This window comes from Vibrio ponticus, assembly GCF_009938225.1.
Classification (GTDB): domain Bacteria; phylum Pseudomonadota; class Gammaproteobacteria; order Enterobacterales; family Vibrionaceae; genus Vibrio; species Vibrio ponticus.
On the sequence record NZ_AP019657.1, the window covers coordinates 693,789 to 710,302 of the forward strand.

Sequence of the window (16,514 nt, forward strand, 5' to 3'; positions counted from 1 at the left end):
ACTGACAAAAAAGATGAACAGATAGTGTTAAAAAGGCATCAATTGATGCCTTTTTTTACACTTTTCTCGTCTCAACTTCATATAAAGTGATATAAGCTGAGTTAAGCCACAAGAAACCTATGTTAGGCTGCTTATCCTTTGGTAACATCAAACGTAATTTTTAACCGCAATGAGTACTGGTTTGTTATTTCATAAAACCTATTTACACCCAACAAGTTCTGAATGGGTTGTGTTTGTCCACGGTGCTGGCGGTAGCTCATCGATTTGGTTCAAGCAAATTAAAGCATACAAACAGCACTTCAACTTACTGCTGATTGACTTACGTGGTCACGGCAAGTCGAGCCAACTGCTTAAAGACCTTATTTCTAATCGCTATACCTTCAAAGAAGTGACGCTGGATATTCTCCAAGTACTCGATCATTTGAAGATTCAGTCGGCGCACTTTGTGGGTATGTCGTTAGGCACCATCATAGTACGCAATCTGGCAGAGCTCGCGACTGAGCGTGTAAAATCAATGGTGCTGGGTGGGGCGGTAACCCGTCTCAATACTCGCTCACAGTTCTTAGTCACGGTTGGCAACGCTTTCAAGCATGTTGTGCCATATATGTGGTTGTATAGCTTATTTGCTTACATCGTGATGCCGCAAAAAACTCAAAAGCAATCTCGCCACCTGTTTATCCGCGAGGCGAAAAAGCTTTGTCAGCAAGAATTTAAACGTTGGTTTAGATTAGCGTCTGATGTGAATCCCTTAATGCGCTATTTTAAGGAAAGAGAGTTACCTATCCCTACGCTGTATCTGATGGGGGATAGAGACTATATGTTTATCAAACCGGTAAAAGAGATGGTCGCGGTGCACCAGCAAAGCCAGCTATTGGAAATCGCCAATTGTGGTCATGTTTGCAATATCGAAAGACCAGACGAATTTAACCAGCACTCGATTCGCTTCATCCAGCAACAAATTGGTTAAGCCTCAACCAAGGATTCTCCGCACTGCCAACACAGGGCGAATTGACCTTCATTGATTTCTCCACATTCAGGGCATTGCCAAGATGCCTCTGTGTGTGGTTGCTCAAACTGCTCAATTAACTGTTTGGCTTCCGCGCTCTTGTCTTGATCTAATAACCAGACATGGGGCGCACTTGCCTCACCAAACGGCACTTCACCTTGTAGACCAAAGATACCTTCGCCTCTTACTTCACAAGCGATATTGTACGAGCGTAGAAGCTCACACACGATGTGAGCTTGTGGAGGGTTAGTCGCACTATAGATTTTCACCTTTATCTCCGTGTCAGGCTAATTAGGGCGGTTATGCTTGGCTCTGAGATTGAGGCTGACCTCTAAATTTGTTCATTGCCCATTTAGCAATGATTGGGAATAAGCCAAGCAGTGCAAAGGAGACCAGCACCGAAGGTGACACGATTCCTGACAAACTATCGATTTGCGCTAATTGTGTCCCTGCATTTAAGTACACTGCCGTACCCGGCAACATGCCAATTTGACTGACCAAATAAAAACGGGCGGTCGTGATTGGAGTTAGCCCCATTAATAAATTGATTAAGAAGAACGGAAAGACTGGAATTAGGCGCAACGAAAACAAATAGAATGCGCCATCTTTGGCAACGCCTTGGTTGATGGCAGTGAGTTTATCGCCAAACTTACCTTGTACCCAATCACGCAGTAGAAAACGGCTGCTGAGGAAGGCGAGGGTAGCGCCTAGAGTGCTGGCAAATGAGACCAGCAGCAAGCTCGTCCAGAAACCAAATAGAGCCGCCCCAAGGAGGGTGACGACAGCCGCTCCTGGAATTGAAAAGGCAGTAATCGCGACATAGGCGGCAAAGTATGTGATGGCGGCAACAGCGAAATTCTGATCAATGAAAGAGCCTAGGGCTGCTTGCTGGGCTTTCGCGTTTTCTAACGTTAACTGATCGCCAAACTGAGTGATCAATAGGGCAATCAGTGCAATCAATGCAATGCCAATAATCAGTTTCTTATTCATCTTTGCTCTCCTTTAACCCTTCTCTACGCCCTTGAGTTAATTTAGTTCATTTATCGGGTAATTTGTTCCTATTGTTTAATAAGAACCTCAAAGCAAAGAAAAACTTTCATAAAAAAAGCCAGCAGTTGCTGACTTTTTTACTCTACTGTAGTCGAGAGAGCAGTTCTTCTCGACGAGTCTGGGGAACCACAGACCAATGTGTGCCTTTTATCGCGCCTTCTAATGACCAGAGGAGCTCTAAACTGACGTCGCTGCTGTGAGTGTCTCGAATCGCCTTATACGCTTCTACAGAGCCTGCTTCTTCGAGTTGTTCGACATTGTCGATGCCTGCTTTTTTCAGCATACGCTCTGTTGCTAGGCGCAGGTTTGGCAAATCTTTAATACGAGTCGGCTTGGTTTCGGCTTGAACCGACTTCTCTTGCTGCGCTTGAGTGTGAGCTTCACGTCCGATCTGCAGTGTTTTTTCACTGTCGTTGTACCACTCTTCGCTAAGAGCGAAGTACTTGGTTACTACCGGGAAGCCACGTTTCTGATATACGTATGGTTCGAAGCCTTGTAATTTAAATTGTGCAGCTAGAGCACTGTCTGCGCGAATATGAAGCTTATTATGTACCACTAGTGCAAACATTGTTTCGTCTGCAAAGATCCCAAACCCACCAAACATAGATCGAGATTTAATACGACCTAGCGGCTCAAATAGCCTCATTGAGTCTTTAAGAATTGGTTTATCCATTCAGTACTTTCTCGGTGTATGTGTATGTCAATACGCCACCAAATCAGGTCCGAGAGAATAGCAGTTGTGCAGGAAATAGGAGAGTAATCCGTTAACGTGCGCATTTCTACCATCGGCAACCCCGCTACCATACATATTGTCGATGACAATGATGTTTAGGCCGGTGGCTTTGCGTCCCAGCTTTTCAGTCTGGTTTGCCCTGTGCGTGACTTAATTTGCTTTGCTAAAGATTGTTTACTTAGCAGCTAAGTATCTTATTACTATGAAATAGTTGTGAATCTAATGCAAGAATTAAGTTGAATAGAAAAGACAATAGCTGACAGTTTAACCATCAGCTATTGATATAAATGCGAGTTACTTCAAAGTACTATGCTCGGACATTTGCCAGCGTATTGCTCGGTACTCTGATTTAGTTGATTTTCGCAACGGTAGAGCGATCAACGATTTCTGGGTGCATTTCAAACACACGTTTTTCGTGCTCTTTGTCCTTAATGCGCTCAAGTAAGATTTCAAATGCGTTTTTACCCACACGACGCTTAGGTTGGTGAACCGTGGTTAGCGGTGGTGAGAAGTACTCTGCTAGTTCAATGTTGTCGTAACCAATCACTGACATATCTTCAGGGATACGAATGCCTTTTTGCTGTAGGCGGCTCATTAAGCCTAGTGCCATCGTATCGTTGAAACAGAAAATTGCCGTTGGGCGTTTGTCCATCGCAACAATCTTGTCAGCCGCTAACACAGCAGTGTCACACTCGAAGTTACCTTCTAAAATCCAGTCTTCATCAACCGTCAGGTTCGCTTCGCCCATTGCGCGCTTAAAGCCTTGAATACGCTCTTGGCAAACTGCTTTTTCAAAGTGACCACTCAAACAAGCGATATCTTTATGACCATGGTCGATAAGGAATTTGGTTGCTAGGTAGCCACCTTCTTCTGCGTTATCGATAATCTTGTCGGTTTGAGAGCTCTCTGGACCCCAGTCCATGACCACTTTAGGAATGTCTTTATGGCGATCTAGCATCTCGCTCAGTTCTTCAGTTAGGTCAGAACACATTACTAAAATGCCGTCGACACGCTTTTCTGCAAGCATGCGAATGTAGTCACGTTGCTTCTCGTAAATACCGCCGGTATTACAAAGGATCAACGTGTAACCTTGACGGTAGCAGTAGCTCTCTACGCCATCAATGACTTCAGAGAAGAAAAGGTTCGTTGATTGAGTCACCAACATACCAATCGTACGTGTGGTATTACATTTTAAGCTACGAGCCACCGCACTTGGTGCGTAGTTTAGCTCTTTTACTGCTTCCATAACGCGTTCTTGAGTCGCTTCTGCAACAAAACGCGTTTTGTTAATTACGTGTGAGACTGTCGTAGTTGATACGCCAGCGAGGCGAGCAACGTCTTTAATAGTGGCCATAAGGTATGATCCTATTTATAGCTGCCACATGGCTATTCACATTTTTGAATAAAACTGGCAGAAAGTAATAGAAATACAAAAACCGCTTTTTTACAGCGGTTTGTACTTGATTCGTATTTTTTTATCGTTTGCGGCTTCGATTTTAGACCGCATCGTCGCCAGTAGCAAACGAAAAACCCATTCATTGTTGACGAATGAGTGTTTTAGCTCTCTTCACCCACTAGGTAGTTGCAGTCCAATTCTAAGAAAGCAACCAGCAGTGACGCCACAGAAGAGTAGAAACCGAATGAATCTAAAGTTTGGCTTTTCGCGGCAAACTTAGGCACCCAGTTTAAAATGTGCTGACGAATAAACGCTTCTTGCTCTAGCAGTGCATCGTTGAGATGACGCTCTTGTTCAAGTTCGTTAGAACGAATGATCATGTTACCAAGCAAATCGAGCTCAATGGCAATGTGATCAGCAGGCTCGTTCAAATCTTGGTTAACGGCTACGCCATGCTTAGTCAGCAGGGCATCCATCTCGTTTGCTGGTTCGTCATGCAGCAAACCAGTCGTGCCAACGTACATAGACGCATAAGGCAGTGCTGATTCTTTGTCTGACTTCAAGAACAAGTCGCAAAAGTCAGCGGCAAGTTCAAGCTGACCATCTTCACGGTCAATCTGACGATTTAACGCATCAACAAGGCGGTCAACCGCAGGTTTTAGCGTTGGGTTTTCACCCAGACCGGCAAGAAAGCCTCGAATAGCAGGGCTTTGATATTGCTCAAGTTCTGCTTCTGTTAGCTCTTTAGCGAACAGACTAGAAAACCACCAGTAAATCTCTGCACGTTTTTCATTAAACGCTTTTAATTCTTGCATCTCGCAATGCTCCAAGTTTCAGTACTATTAATATTTTAGCGAACAAAAATGAATAGCGATAACACATGTTGTGATTAAATGAGTCAAAAAATGGCAAAAGATTAACAACTGCGCTAGTTTTGTCTTGAATCAATAAAAAATCATCTTTCTAGATTTTAATATAACAAATACTAGAAATGTTACGATTTATGAATAGAATACACTTGAAATTAATTCCCAATGTAAATTAAGTGGTTTAGATGAGCTATCACGTATTAGTAGTAGAAGATGATGCGGTCACTCGCAGTAAGCTAGTTGGCTACTTTCAAAATGAAGGTTACACAGTCAGCGAAGCTGAAAGCGGCGAGCAGATGCGCGACACCCTACAAAATCATTCGATCGACTTAGTTATGTTAGACATTAACCTTCCTGGTGAAGACGGTCTGATGTTAACTCGCGAACTGCGTAGTCAATCGGACATTGGAATTATCCTGGTAACAGGACGCACGGATAGCATTGATAAAATCGTTGGTCTAGAAATGGGCGCAGACGATTATGTGACAAAACCGTTCGAACTTCGTGAATTGTTAGTGCGCGTGAAAAACCTATTGTGGCGCATCTCTGCGGCACGTAACGCGGGCACTATGGTTGATCAGAAGAATGACGCAAATATTGTTCGCTTTGGCGAATGGATGTTTGACATTCAACGTCGCGCGTTAAGCCGCAACGGTGAGCCAGTAAAACTGACTAAAGCAGAATACGAGTTGTTGGTAGCGCTTTCTTCGTACCCGAACCAAGTACTAAGCCGTGAACGTATTTTGAATATGATTAGTCATCGTGTTGATGCGCCAAACGACCGTACCATCGATGTACTGATTCGTCGTATGCGCGCTAAAATGGAATTTGATCCGAAGAACCCACAAATTTTTGTTACGGTTCACGGTGAAGGTTACATGTTCGCTGGCGATTAAGTGACTAACCGAAGTTGAAAACAAAAAAACCGAAGCAGATGCTTCGGTTTTTTTATCTTAAGTAAGTTAGCCGCTAAGGGATTAGACCTTACTTTGTGATGGTTCGATTACGGACTCTTCGGTATTTGAAACCCAGTCACGTAAATCTTGCCACAGTCGACCCAATGTCTCATGCCAGTAACGCTCGGTCTGTTCTAAGTAAATTGCTTTTGGCATGTACTTGTTCCAGAACTGATCAATTTCATTTTGTGCTAGATAGTTGGTTGGCGCTGGATAAGGTTTCAATCCCGCAGAATGGAACTCATTCAGTGCACGTTTCATGTGACTGGCAGAAGTGACCAATACCAACTCTTTATGCTGCACAAATGCTGCCGCTTGACGCGCTTCTTCCCAAGTATCTTTGGCTGTTTCCAGCAACACGATATCGGATTTAGACACCCCAAGTGCCAGAGCCACTTTTGCCATCATACGCGCATTGCTAACTTCTGAACCGCCTGAATAACCAGACAAGATTAACTTTGAGCCCGGGTAGATACGTTGAATACGAATGCCTTCAGATAGACGCATTAATGCTGTGCGGCTAAGCTCTGAAGTCGGTGGAATCTGATCGTCGACTACATGACCGCTGCCCAACACCATGACATAATCGATAGGCTTATCGACGGGTAAGAAGGCAGTGTATTGGCGTTCAAGTGGCATCAACAAACGAGAAGACAGAGGCTGGAACGCGATCAAAAAGATACCGATAAAAGAGAACAGCACCACAAAGCAGCCGGTTTTCTGCTTTCTGGTAAACATGATCAGCATTAAGCCCAAAAAACCAATGATCAGCATCGCTGGCAGAGGCATGAGTAAAGACGAAACGATTTTTTTCAGCTCAAACATACTAAAATAGTCCGAAAAAACACCAGTTGATTATAAATTAAGAGAATCGCTCTTTATATCTGCTTTTCTTGTGACAGAATAGCGTCGCGAAGGGTCTATTGACCTTTTGAGATGATTTTTTACAGTTGTTGTTGGCTTCTTTCCACTCTTTTTTGAGTATGCGTTGGCGTTGACCGGTAGTTTCACTACTGGTTTTGACTCAACCGCACAAAGAGAAGGGAGCGACAAACACTGCATGATGGGTTCGACTAAAGAACATTTTCGCTCTGGTCAGAGTGTTGTGCTTAGAATGCTAGGCTACCAACCTCTCGTCGCGACTAAAACGTTTTTTGCTCGAACAAAATTTACCACAAAAGGTCAGCAGACCTTTAACATGATAACCCAAGCCGCTGTGACTGAAGACCGCAATTTCGACGATATTGCCCACAAATTTGCAAAAAATATTTATGGTTCCGACAAAGGTGAGATCCGCCAAGTAATTGTTTGGCAAGATCTTGCACAAGCTCTCGCCATGCTACAGAGTGACCAACAACGCCTGCAAGTCTTAGACGCAGGTGGTGGTCTGGCACAAATGTCACAAAAAATAGCCAAACTCGGACACCAAGTGGCGCTATGTGATCTATCTTCTGAAATGCTTCAGTTAGCGAAGCAGGACATTGAATCGAATGGCTTGCTAGATAATTATCGCCTGATTCATTCTCCCGTGCAGGATATTGCGCAGCATATGCCCGCACCAGTGGACTTAGTGATGTTTCACGCAGTGATGGAGTGGTTGGTGGATCCAAAATCCGCCCTAGAAACAGTATTGGATCAAGTGAAGCCTGGCGGCATTGCTTCCATTATGTTCTATAACCACCATGGCTTGGTTTACAAGAATGTTGTTTGTGGCAACCTTCCTCATGTGTTAGAAGGGATGCCTCATCGCAAGCGCTTTAAACTGCAACCACAAAAAGGCTTAGTGCCACAAGATGTGTATCAGTGGATTGAAGACGCAGGGTTTGAAATCTGCGGTAAATCCGGCATTCGTTGTTTCAGTGACTACATTGGCAACCGAATGAACATGGGCGATTACCAATTTGAAGATGTACTGGCACTTGAAGAGAAACTTTGTCGACAAGAGCCATACCTCTCATTAGGTCGATACATACATGTATGGGCACAAAAGAAAGATAAACAGGAATAACAATGAGTGAGATGACTCTCAATGTTGCCGATCAACCTATCGATGAACTGGTAGGTTGGGTCAAGCAGCACGATTTCTCATTGAACCTAACAAGCGAAAGGTTGGCTTTTCTTATCGCCATTGCAGTGTTAAGTAATGAAAGGTTTGATGAAGAATTGGGTGAAGGTGAACTCCATGATGCGTTCACGATCGTCACTCGATTATTTGAAGATACCGGTGAGGCGTCGGCATTTCGTGCCAACAACGCCATCAACGAAATGGTTAAGCAGCGCCTTATTAGCCGCTTTACCAGTGAAATTACCGATGGCATGAGTATTTACCGTCTATCACCCCTAGCCATTGGTATTACCGATTACTACGTTCGTCACCGTGAGTTCTCAAAGCTTAAGCTTTCGATTCAGCTGTCCATGGTGGCAGATGAGATGGCAAAAGCGATTGAAGCGGCGCAAAAAGGTGGCACACCAGGTCACTGGAAGAAAAACGTTTACGGCGTATTGAAATATTCAGTAGGCGAGATCTTCGATCAGATCGATCTTAACCAACGTGTGATGGATGAGCAGCAGCAGTCGGTAAAACTGCAAATTGCTGAACTGCTGAATAAAGATTGGCGCGAAGCGATCAATAACTGTGAATCGCTGTTGTCTGAAACCTCGACCACCCTACGTGAGCTGCAAGATACGCTGCAAGCGGCAGGTGATGAACTGCAAACTCAAATTCTCGATATTCAAGAAATTGTCTATGGTGATGACGAGTTGGAGTTTATCGAAGAGACGCTGTTTGGCTTGCAGATGAAGCTGGACCGTATCACCAGTTGGGGTCAACAAGCGATTGACCTATGGATTGGTTACGACCGACACGTGCACAAATTTATCCGTACCGCAATTGATATGGATAAGAACCGTGCTTTCAGTACGCGTCTGCGTCAATCACTGAAAGACTACTTCGAGATGCCTTGGTACTTAACTTATGCCGATGCAGAGCGCTTGGTTGACCTACGTGATGAAGCCCTAGTGCTGCGTGATGACGAGGTCACGGGTCAAGTGCCAATGGAAGTGGAATACGAAGAGTTTCAACAAGTCAATGATGAGCTTTCCGAGCGCATTGGCGAGATGCTTAGAGCTCATAAAGATCAGGGCATGCCAATCGATCTTGGGGCGGTGTTGCGTGACTACTTAGCCGCACACCCAAGAACTCATCACTTTGATTTAGCACGAATTGTCGTCGATCAAGCAGTAAGACTTGGTTACTCCGAAGCGGATTACCAAGCGATTCAGCCAGACTGGCAAGCGATCAACGAATTTGGTGCAAAGGTACAAGCAAATGTCATCGACAGATACTAACGAATACATGTCAGAGAATCTGGCAAAAGCAATTTCTAATCCGCTGTTTCCAGCACTGGATAGCATGTTGCGTGCGGGTCGCCACATCTCAAGTGAAGATTTGGACAACCATGCACTATTGGCGGATTTCGAAACCGAATTGGCGCTGTTTTACCAGCGTTACAACACTGAATTGGTCAAAGCACCTGAAGGCTTTTTCTACCTACGTCCACGTTCAACCTCATTGATTAGCCGCAGCGTGCTATCTGAGCTTGATATGCTGGTGGGTAAGGTGTTGTGTTTCCTTTACTTAAGCCCTGAGCGTTTGGCTCACGAAGGTATTTTTACCAACCAAGAACTGTATGAAGAACTGGTTCAGTTGACCGACGAAACCAAGCTAATGAAGCTGGTGACTAACCGCGCAACGGGTTCAGATCTGGATAAAGAAAAACTGTTCGAGAAAGTTCGTACCTCGCTACGTCGCCTGCGTCGTCTTGGCATGATCATCAATATCGGTGAAACCGGTAAATTCCGTATTAGCGAAGCGGTATTCCGCTTTGGTGCAGACGTGCGTGTTGGTGACGACATGCGTGAAGCACAACTACGCCTGATCCGTGATGGTGAAGCGGTAGTGCATACCAAAGAGCCAAGCCAAGGCAGCCTGCTAATGGATGATGAGCAGCAAGACATCGATCACCAAGACGCTGATCACGATCAACACGTGCACCAAGACATTGAGGGCGAAGCATGATTCAACGCGGTAAATATCAATCGCTGACCATGATCAACTGGAACGGCTTCTTTGCACGTACTTTTGATATCGATGGTCTAGTCACCACACTATCTGGTGGTAACGGTGCAGGTAAGTCGACCACCATGGCGGCGTTTATCACAGCGCTTATTCCTGACCAAACACTACTGCACTTCCGTAACACCACAGAGGCGGGCAGTAGCCAGTCGTCTCGCGATAAAGGTCTGTATGGTAAACTGCAGCCAGGTGCGTGTTACGCCGCATTAGACGTAGTCAACTCGCGCAACCAACGCCTACTGTTTGCGGTAAAACTGCAGCAAGTGGCGGGTCGTGATAAGAAAGTTGACATCAAACCTTTCGTTATTCAAGGTCTGCCAAGCCACGTTAAACCAACGGACGTGCTGATCGAAAGCGTATCAGAGACTCAAGCACGTGTACGCCAAATTAACGAAGTCAAAGAGAGCATTGCTCAGTACGAAGGCGTGCAATTTAAAGCGTTCTCTTCTGTGGTGGATTACCACGCGCAAATGTTTGAATTTGGCGTGATCCCTAAGAAGTTACGTAACTCTTCAGATCGTTCAAAATTCTACCGTTTGATCGAAGCATCGCTTTACGGTGGTATCTCGAGTGCAATTACACGCTCACTGCGTGACTACCTACTGCCACAAAATGGCGGGGTTAAAAAAGCGTTCCAAGATATGGAATCGGCGTTGCGTGAAAACCGCATGACGCTTGAAGCGATTAAAACTACTCAGGCGGACCGTGATCTATTCAAACACTTGATCACTGAGTCGACCAACTACGTGGCGGCTGACTACATGCGTCACGCCAACGATCGTCGTAACAAGCTTGAGCAAACCATGACTCTGCGTGGCGAACTGTTTGGCTCTCGTCAAAGCCTGATTGAGCAAAACTCACTGCTAAACCGCGTTCACGAAGAGCTGGAAATGCTGGTGGAAAGTGAAGCGGCACTTGAGCAAGACTACCAAGCAGCATCTGACCACTTGCAGTTAGTGCAAAACGCACTGCGCCAACAAGAGAAGATCGAACGCTACCAAGAAGATCTAGAGCAGCTAAGCGAGCGTCTAGAAGAGCAGTTGATGGTAGTGGAAGAAGCGCAAGAGCGCGTTCTGATGGCTGAAGAGCAATCGACGGTTGCAGAAGAAGAAGTTGATAGCCTAAAAACTCAGCTTGCTGATTACCAACAAGCGTTGGATATGCAGCAAACTCGTGCACTGCAATATCAACAAGCGGTTCAAGCGTTAGATAAAGCGAAGCAACTGCTAAGCAATGACGCTCTAACCGCGGAATCGGCGCAAGCATTGGTGGCAGAACTCAAGCAGCGTGAAGCCGACAGCACCACCACACTGCTTGCTCTAAAGCATAAGCTAGACATGTCATCGGCGGCAGCGCAGCAGTTTGAGACCGCGTTACAATTGGTGACGAGCATCGTTGGTACGGTTGAACGCAGCCAAGCCGCTGGGCAAGCGAAAAGTGCGCTTGCGCAAGGTCGTGAAGCGAAGCAACTGAATGACAACGAGCCACAATGGCGCGCGCAGCACCGTGACCTTGAGCGTAGCTTAAACCAGCAGCGTCAAGCGCGTGAATTGGTGCAAGAGTACCAAAAGCAGCACCATGTTGAATTAGCTGATGAATTAAGCTTTGAACAAGAGCGTGAGCGTCACAGTGCGCAGATCGAATCACTTGAGTACGCGCAAGAAGAACTGCGCGAGCAGCGCAGTGAACAGCGTCGTTTAGAGCAAGATGCAGCCGCAGAAATTGCTAAGCTTGAAGGCATTGCGCCAACTTGGATTGCTGCGAACGATGCACTAGAAAGCTTGCGTGAGCAAAGTGGGGCAGAGCTGGTTGATAGCCAAGCGGTTATGAGCCAAATGCAGCTAGTGCTTGAGCAAGAGAAGCAACAATCGATTGCTAAAGACAAGCTGGCTGAACGTCGTACGTTCCTTGACGGCGAAATCGAACGCCTCGCCTCGCCAGGTGGCTCAAATGACTCACGCTTAAAAGGTTTGGCTGACACACTAGGCGGTGTACTGCTATCTGAAATTTACGACGACATCACGATTGATGACGCGCCATACTTCAGTGCAATGTACGGTCCAGCACGTCACGCGATCGTGGTCTCTGATCTTTCTGGCATCGAAGAGAAGCTGGTTGAGCTGGATGACTGTCCAGAAGATTTGTACATCATCGAAGGTGATATTGATGCCTTTGATGACAGCTCATTCAATGCAGAAGAGCTAGAAGGCGCGGTGTGCGTTCGTTTGAACGATCGCCAAATGCGTTATTCACGTTTGCCGGAAATTCCATTGTTTGGTCGCGCAGCACGCGAGCAACGTTTGGAGTTGCTACGCAGCGAGCGCGAAGAAGTGGTAGAAGAGCACGCGAAAGCGGCATTCGATTCACAAAAACTCCAGCGCTTATACCAAGCGTTCAACAACTTTGTTGCTAAACACATTCAAGTGGCGTTCGAAGCGGACCCTGAACAAGCACTGCAAAAAGTACGTGATAAGCGTAACCAATTTGTTCGTCTGCTTACCGAGCTAGATGGCAAAGAGCAGCAGCAACGTGCCCAGCTACTGGGTAGCAAACAGGCTATTTCACTACTTGATAAACTTGCGCCAACCATGCGCTTTATCGAAGATGACACGCTAGAAGCGCGTTTTGCTGAAATTGAAGAGAAACTAGCACAAGTTTCTCAAGCGAAAGCGTTCCTAACGCAACACGCCAAAGCATTAGACTCACTAGAGAAAGTGGTTGGTGCGCTTGATGCTGACCCTGAGCAATTTGAAGCGCTAGAAGCGGAATACCAAGCGGCTGACCAACAGCTACAAACGCTGAAAACCCAGATTTTTGCCTTGTCTGATCTGGTAGAGCGTCGCCACTACTTTGCTTACTCTGACTCAGTGGATCTTTTGAGTAAGAGCAGTGAGCTTAGTGAACAGCTAAAAGCGAAATTGGTCCAAGCGGAACAGCTTCGTACTCGTAGCCGTAATGAGCTAAAACAGCTGCAAAACCAAATGAACCAATACAACCAAGTATTGGCATCATTGAAGAGTTCACACCAAGCGAAACTGGAAACGGTTCAAGAATTTAAACAAGAGCTGCAAGAGTACGGCGTAACCGCTGACGAAGGTGCAGCAGAGCGTGCACAACGTCGTCGTGACGAGCTTAATGAGCGCCTACACACCTCACGTAGCCGTAAGAGCGAGTACGAGCGTACCATCACCTCTACTGAGCTTGAAATGAAAGCGCTGGCTAAGCGCATGAAGAAAGTTCAGAAAGATTATGCAGAGCTACGTACTTTCGTCGTGGCAGCAAAAGCAGGCTGGTGCTCAGTATTGCGTCTTGCGCGTGAAAACGACGTTGAGCGTCGACTACACAAGCGTGAACTGGCTTACATGTCAGCGGCTGAACTGCGTTCAATGTCGGATAAATCACTGGGTGCATTGCGTCTTGCTGTGGCAGACAATGACGACCTACGTGATTCACTGCGCCTATCGGAAGATACCGCGCATCCAGAGCGTAAGGTTCTGTTCTACATTGCTGTTTACCAACACCTACGTGAGCGTATTCGCCAAGATATCATCCGTACCGATGATCCGGTTGAAGCTATCGAAGAGATGGAAGTGGAGCTAGCGCGTCTAACTGAAGAGCTAACGCAACGTGAAAACCGTCTAGCGATCAGCTCAGATTCGGTAGCAAGCATCATCAAGAAGACGATTCAGCGCGAGCAAAACCGCATTCGTATGCTAAACCAAGGCTTGTCGAACATCTCATTCGGTCAGGTGAAAGGCGTGCGTCTAAACGTGAAGATCCGCGAAAGTCACGAAGTGCTACTTAACGGTCTAGCGGCGCAGCAAGAACAACATAAAGACTTGTTTGAAACGACGCGTTACACCTTCTCTGAAGCGATGGCGAAGCTGTTCCAACGTGTGAACCCACATATCGATATGGGTCAACGTTCACCGCAAGTTCTGGGTGAAGAGCTACTGGATTACCGTAACTACCTAGAGCTAAGCGTAGAAGTAAACCGTGGTTCTGATGGCTGGCTACAAGCGGAATCGGGCGCTCTATCAACTGGTGAGGCGATCGGTACTGGTCAGTCAATTCTATTGATGGTGGTACAAAGCTGGGAAGAAGAGTCACGTCGTCTACGCAGTAAAGACATTGTACCTTGTCGTCTACTGTTCTTGGATGAGGCGGCTCGTCTGGATGGTAAGTCAATCTCGACACTGTTCGAACTTTGTGACCGTCTGGATATGCAGCTTCTTATCGCGGCGCCAGAGAACATCAGCCCAGAGAAAGGTACCACGTACAAACTGGTTCGTAAGGTATTTAAAGACCACGAACATGTACACGTTGTGGGTCTGCGCGGCTTTGGTCAAACAGACAAACCTAAGAGTGAAGTTCAAGAGTTGATCGAAGAGCTATAATAGCGTCTCGCGAATTAGATAAATCAAAGGCTACCCTCGGGTAGCCTTTTTTCTATCATTCACTTTCTGCTGAGTCGGGTACGAACTCTAAAATGTCACCGGGCTGACACTGCAAATGTTTGCAAATACTGTCTAACGTCGCGAGTTTGACCGCTTTGGCTCTGCCATTTTTTAGCACAGACAAGTTTTGTTCGGTGATGCCAATCTTTGCCGCAAGCTCATTAGAGCGCATTTTTCTTTTGGCGAGCATCACATCAATATTAATAACAATAGGCATAGAAATTCCTGCTAAATGGTTAGAGCTTGCTCTTCGTGTAACCCTTTAGCTTCACTCATTACTTTGGCAATAAGACGAATGATAACAGCTGTGCCCAGTAGCATTAAGTCTCCGTCAGAAATTTCAAAATAAAAGTCCATTTCCTCTTGTTGAAAACTTAACGCCGGACCCATCAGTAGACCATCAAAAATACTGACAACAACGAATAGTATTAGGTAATTGCCAAGTTGTTTGTAGCAAGTGACGTTGTCTACGGTGAAAATTTGTCCTTCTCGGTATAAGCGGAACAACTTGATTAATTGCCATATCATCAATGATGAAACGATCACCGCAAGATTGGTCACCAAGAATCCGACTAATGCTGATCCTGTTGTCATCGGTAAATCAATGTCGTGAGCGAGTGGCATAATGAAATCACCGCTCCCATCTGAAAACGCCGTGTTAAACCAAAGAAAAGCGTTAAAAAGAGGGTTTATTATCAGCACCATCCATAAGCAGATGAGTAGGCGTTGACTAAGTGTACGTATTCCATCGAGGTTGTTCATTGTTGATCTCCAGATTTTCAGCTATCTATCGTTGATGGTTAGATAATATGCGCGAGTGAAATGTAGATCAATAATTAATTATCGTAAAACGATAAGTTTTTACTGTTTTTAAATATTGAGCTTATGCGTCAGTGATAGGTTTTCTTGATAAACACCAACGCAATACCACCGAGGATTGCGCAGCTTATTAAGCTATCACGTAATGTTAGCGGTTCATTGAGTAGCAACGCCCCTAACACTAAAGCGATTGCTGGCACAGAGAGTTGGCTAACGGCGGCTTGCAGTAAGCTTATCTTTGACATCACGTGATACCACAGTAGATAACCTAATGCGGATGTCACTGTGCCGGACAAAATTGCGAGGGCGAGCCCGGTGAAATTGGCACTATCGATTTGAGTCATTGGCAGTAAAAGTAAACTAATAAAAGCGGCGGCAATAAATCCCCAGGTAGTGCCAATTGTTGCGGTTGGGGTTTGTTTACCTAATGCGGTAAACATCGCCCAAGCAACACCAGCACCAACCATCAGTAGGGCAGAAAGTAAGTCGGGTTGGCTGGCAGATGGCAACATTAAGCAGATAAATCCCACTAGTGAAATTGTCATCCCTAGTATCTCAAAACGATTAAACCTTTGCCCCTGGCACCAATGCAGTAGCAATAAAGACAATTGGACTGCGCCAAACAGAAGCAGTGCACCGCTACCCGCGGTCAGCTCAAGATAAGCAAAAGAGAACAGCGCAGCATAAATAAATAAGCTGAGCCCCGCATAAAGAGTAAAACGCAACGACACGGTGTGGTAATCGAGCCGCCAATGATTTTTCCATGCCATGATAAGCGCCAGCGTGATGGCTCCTGACCATAAACGCAATAAGGTAAAGCTGGCAGGATCAATTAACCCTTCGGCTAAAGCAAGCCGGCATAAGATTGAGTTTGCAGCAAAGGCGAGCATGGTTAGTGCAATGATGGGCAAGTGAGACATTCGCTGTCCAGATCGTTTATGTGGGTATGCTGGAGTGTAGCAGTAATAATTTGCGTTAATTAGTTGATAGGATTATTACTTATTCTTAATTGAGTCGAGTGATAAACCCAAGAGAGTGCGTGAATTACGCGTTGATAAAAATGCTCGACAATAAAAAAGCTGCCATCTGGCAG

General features: G+C 45.7%; 15 protein-coding genes and 1 riboswitch. Of the genes, 6 read left to right on the forward strand and 9 right to left on the reverse strand.

Features of this window, described 5'->3' with window-relative positions:
• The first annotated feature begins 169 nt into the window (after positions 1-169).
• Positions 170-967, forward strand: a complete 798-nt coding sequence (locus GZN30_RS03100; RefSeq protein WP_075648037.1) for an alpha/beta fold hydrolase — start codon at positions 170-172, stop codon at positions 965-967.
• On the opposite strand, the gene GZN30_RS03105 is transcribed toward GZN30_RS03100, so the two are convergent.
• The 5 genes from GZN30_RS03105 to torD form a co-directional block, all read right to left on the reverse strand.
• A complete protein-coding gene (locus tag GZN30_RS03105; RefSeq protein ID WP_075648036.1) occupies positions 964-1,275 on the reverse strand; it encodes a putative signal transducing protein in 312 nt (103 codons plus the stop codon). The genes GZN30_RS03100 and GZN30_RS03105 overlap by 4 nt on opposite strands.
• Before the next feature lie 31 nt (positions 1,276-1,306).
• Entirely contained in the window at positions 1,307-1,996 is a 690-nt protein-coding gene (locus GZN30_RS03110) for a TVP38/TMEM64 family protein (RefSeq protein ID WP_075648035.1), read from the reverse strand.
• 142 nt (positions 1,997-2,138) lie between these two features.
• On the reverse strand, positions 2,139-2,729 hold the full coding sequence (locus GZN30_RS03115; RefSeq protein ID WP_075648034.1) for a TfoX/Sxy family DNA transformation protein: 591 nt from the start codon (positions 2,727-2,729) through the stop codon (positions 2,139-2,141).
• 111 nt (positions 2,730-2,840) lie between these two features.
• Positions 2,841-2,938: riboswitch (cyclic di-GMP riboswitch) on the reverse strand.
• Between the two features lie 200 nt (positions 2,939-3,138).
• Positions 3,139-4,143 (reverse strand): HTH-type transcriptional repressor PurR, encoded by a 1,005-nt coding sequence (gene purR, locus GZN30_RS03120; RefSeq protein WP_075648033.1) that lies wholly within the window; start codon positions 4,141-4,143, stop codon positions 3,139-3,141.
• Between the two features lie 203 nt (positions 4,144-4,346).
• Entirely contained in the window at positions 4,347-5,000 is a 654-nt protein-coding gene (gene torD, locus GZN30_RS03125) for a molecular chaperone TorD (RefSeq protein WP_075648032.1), read from the reverse strand.
• Between the two features lie 239 nt (positions 5,001-5,239).
• On the opposite strand from torD, the gene torR reads away from it, so the two are divergent.
• Positions 5,240-5,950 (forward strand): two-component system response regulator TorR, encoded by a 711-nt coding sequence (gene torR, locus GZN30_RS03130; protein WP_075648031.1) that lies wholly within the window; start codon positions 5,240-5,242, stop codon positions 5,948-5,950.
• Between the two features lie 81 nt (positions 5,951-6,031).
• Here the strand turns inward: torR and elyC are convergent, their stop codons facing one another.
• The gene (elyC, locus tag GZN30_RS03135; RefSeq protein WP_075648030.1) at positions 6,032-6,835 is read right to left on the reverse strand and encodes an envelope biogenesis factor ElyC; all 804 of its coding nucleotides are present in this window, start codon (positions 6,833-6,835) and stop codon (positions 6,032-6,034) included.
• Between the two features lie 391 nt (positions 6,836-7,226).
• Here elyC and cmoM point away from each other — a divergent pair, with 391 nt between their 5' ends.
• The 4 genes from cmoM to mukB are packed head-to-tail and all read left to right on the forward strand — an operon-like array spanning position 7,227 to position 14,542.
• Positions 7,227-8,018 (forward strand): tRNA uridine 5-oxyacetic acid(34) methyltransferase CmoM, encoded by a 792-nt coding sequence (gene cmoM / locus GZN30_RS03140; RefSeq protein WP_139312182.1) that lies wholly within the window; start codon positions 7,227-7,229, stop codon positions 8,016-8,018.
• A 2-nt stretch (positions 8,019-8,020) separates the two neighbouring features.
• Positions 8,021-9,358 (forward strand): chromosome partition protein MukF, encoded by a 1,338-nt coding sequence (mukF, locus tag GZN30_RS03145; RefSeq protein ID WP_075648029.1) that lies wholly within the window; start codon positions 8,021-8,023, stop codon positions 9,356-9,358.
• Entirely contained in the window at positions 9,339-10,088 is a 750-nt protein-coding gene (gene mukE / locus GZN30_RS03150; RefSeq protein WP_075648028.1) for a chromosome partition protein MukE, read from the forward strand. The genes mukF and mukE overlap by 20 nt, the downstream gene beginning before the upstream one ends.
• Positions 10,085-14,542: a chromosome partition protein MukB gene (gene mukB, locus GZN30_RS03155; protein ID WP_075648027.1), complete on the forward strand. Its 4,458-nt coding sequence runs from the start codon at positions 10,085-10,087 to the stop codon at positions 14,540-14,542. Before mukE ends, mukB begins: the two co-directional genes overlap by 4 nt.
• A gap of 55 nt (positions 14,543-14,597) precedes the next feature.
• Here mukB and GZN30_RS03160 read toward each other — a convergent pair whose 3' ends face one another.
• From GZN30_RS03160 to GZN30_RS03170, 3 genes are all read right to left on the reverse strand, one after another.
• On the reverse strand, positions 14,598-14,819 hold the full coding sequence (locus GZN30_RS03160; RefSeq protein WP_075648026.1) for a helix-turn-helix domain-containing protein: 222 nt from the start codon (positions 14,817-14,819) through the stop codon (positions 14,598-14,600).
• A gap of 11 nt (positions 14,820-14,830) precedes the next feature.
• Positions 14,831-15,364: a DUF2975 domain-containing protein gene (locus tag GZN30_RS03165; RefSeq protein WP_075648025.1), complete on the reverse strand. Its 534-nt coding sequence runs from the start codon at positions 15,362-15,364 to the stop codon at positions 14,831-14,833.
• Positions 15,365-15,492: 128 nt separating this feature from the next.
• Positions 15,493-16,341, reverse strand: coding sequence for a DMT family transporter (locus tag GZN30_RS03170; RefSeq protein WP_075648024.1), 849 nt, complete (start codon positions 16,339-16,341; stop codon positions 15,493-15,495).
• Positions 16,342-16,514: the final 173 nt, after the last annotated feature.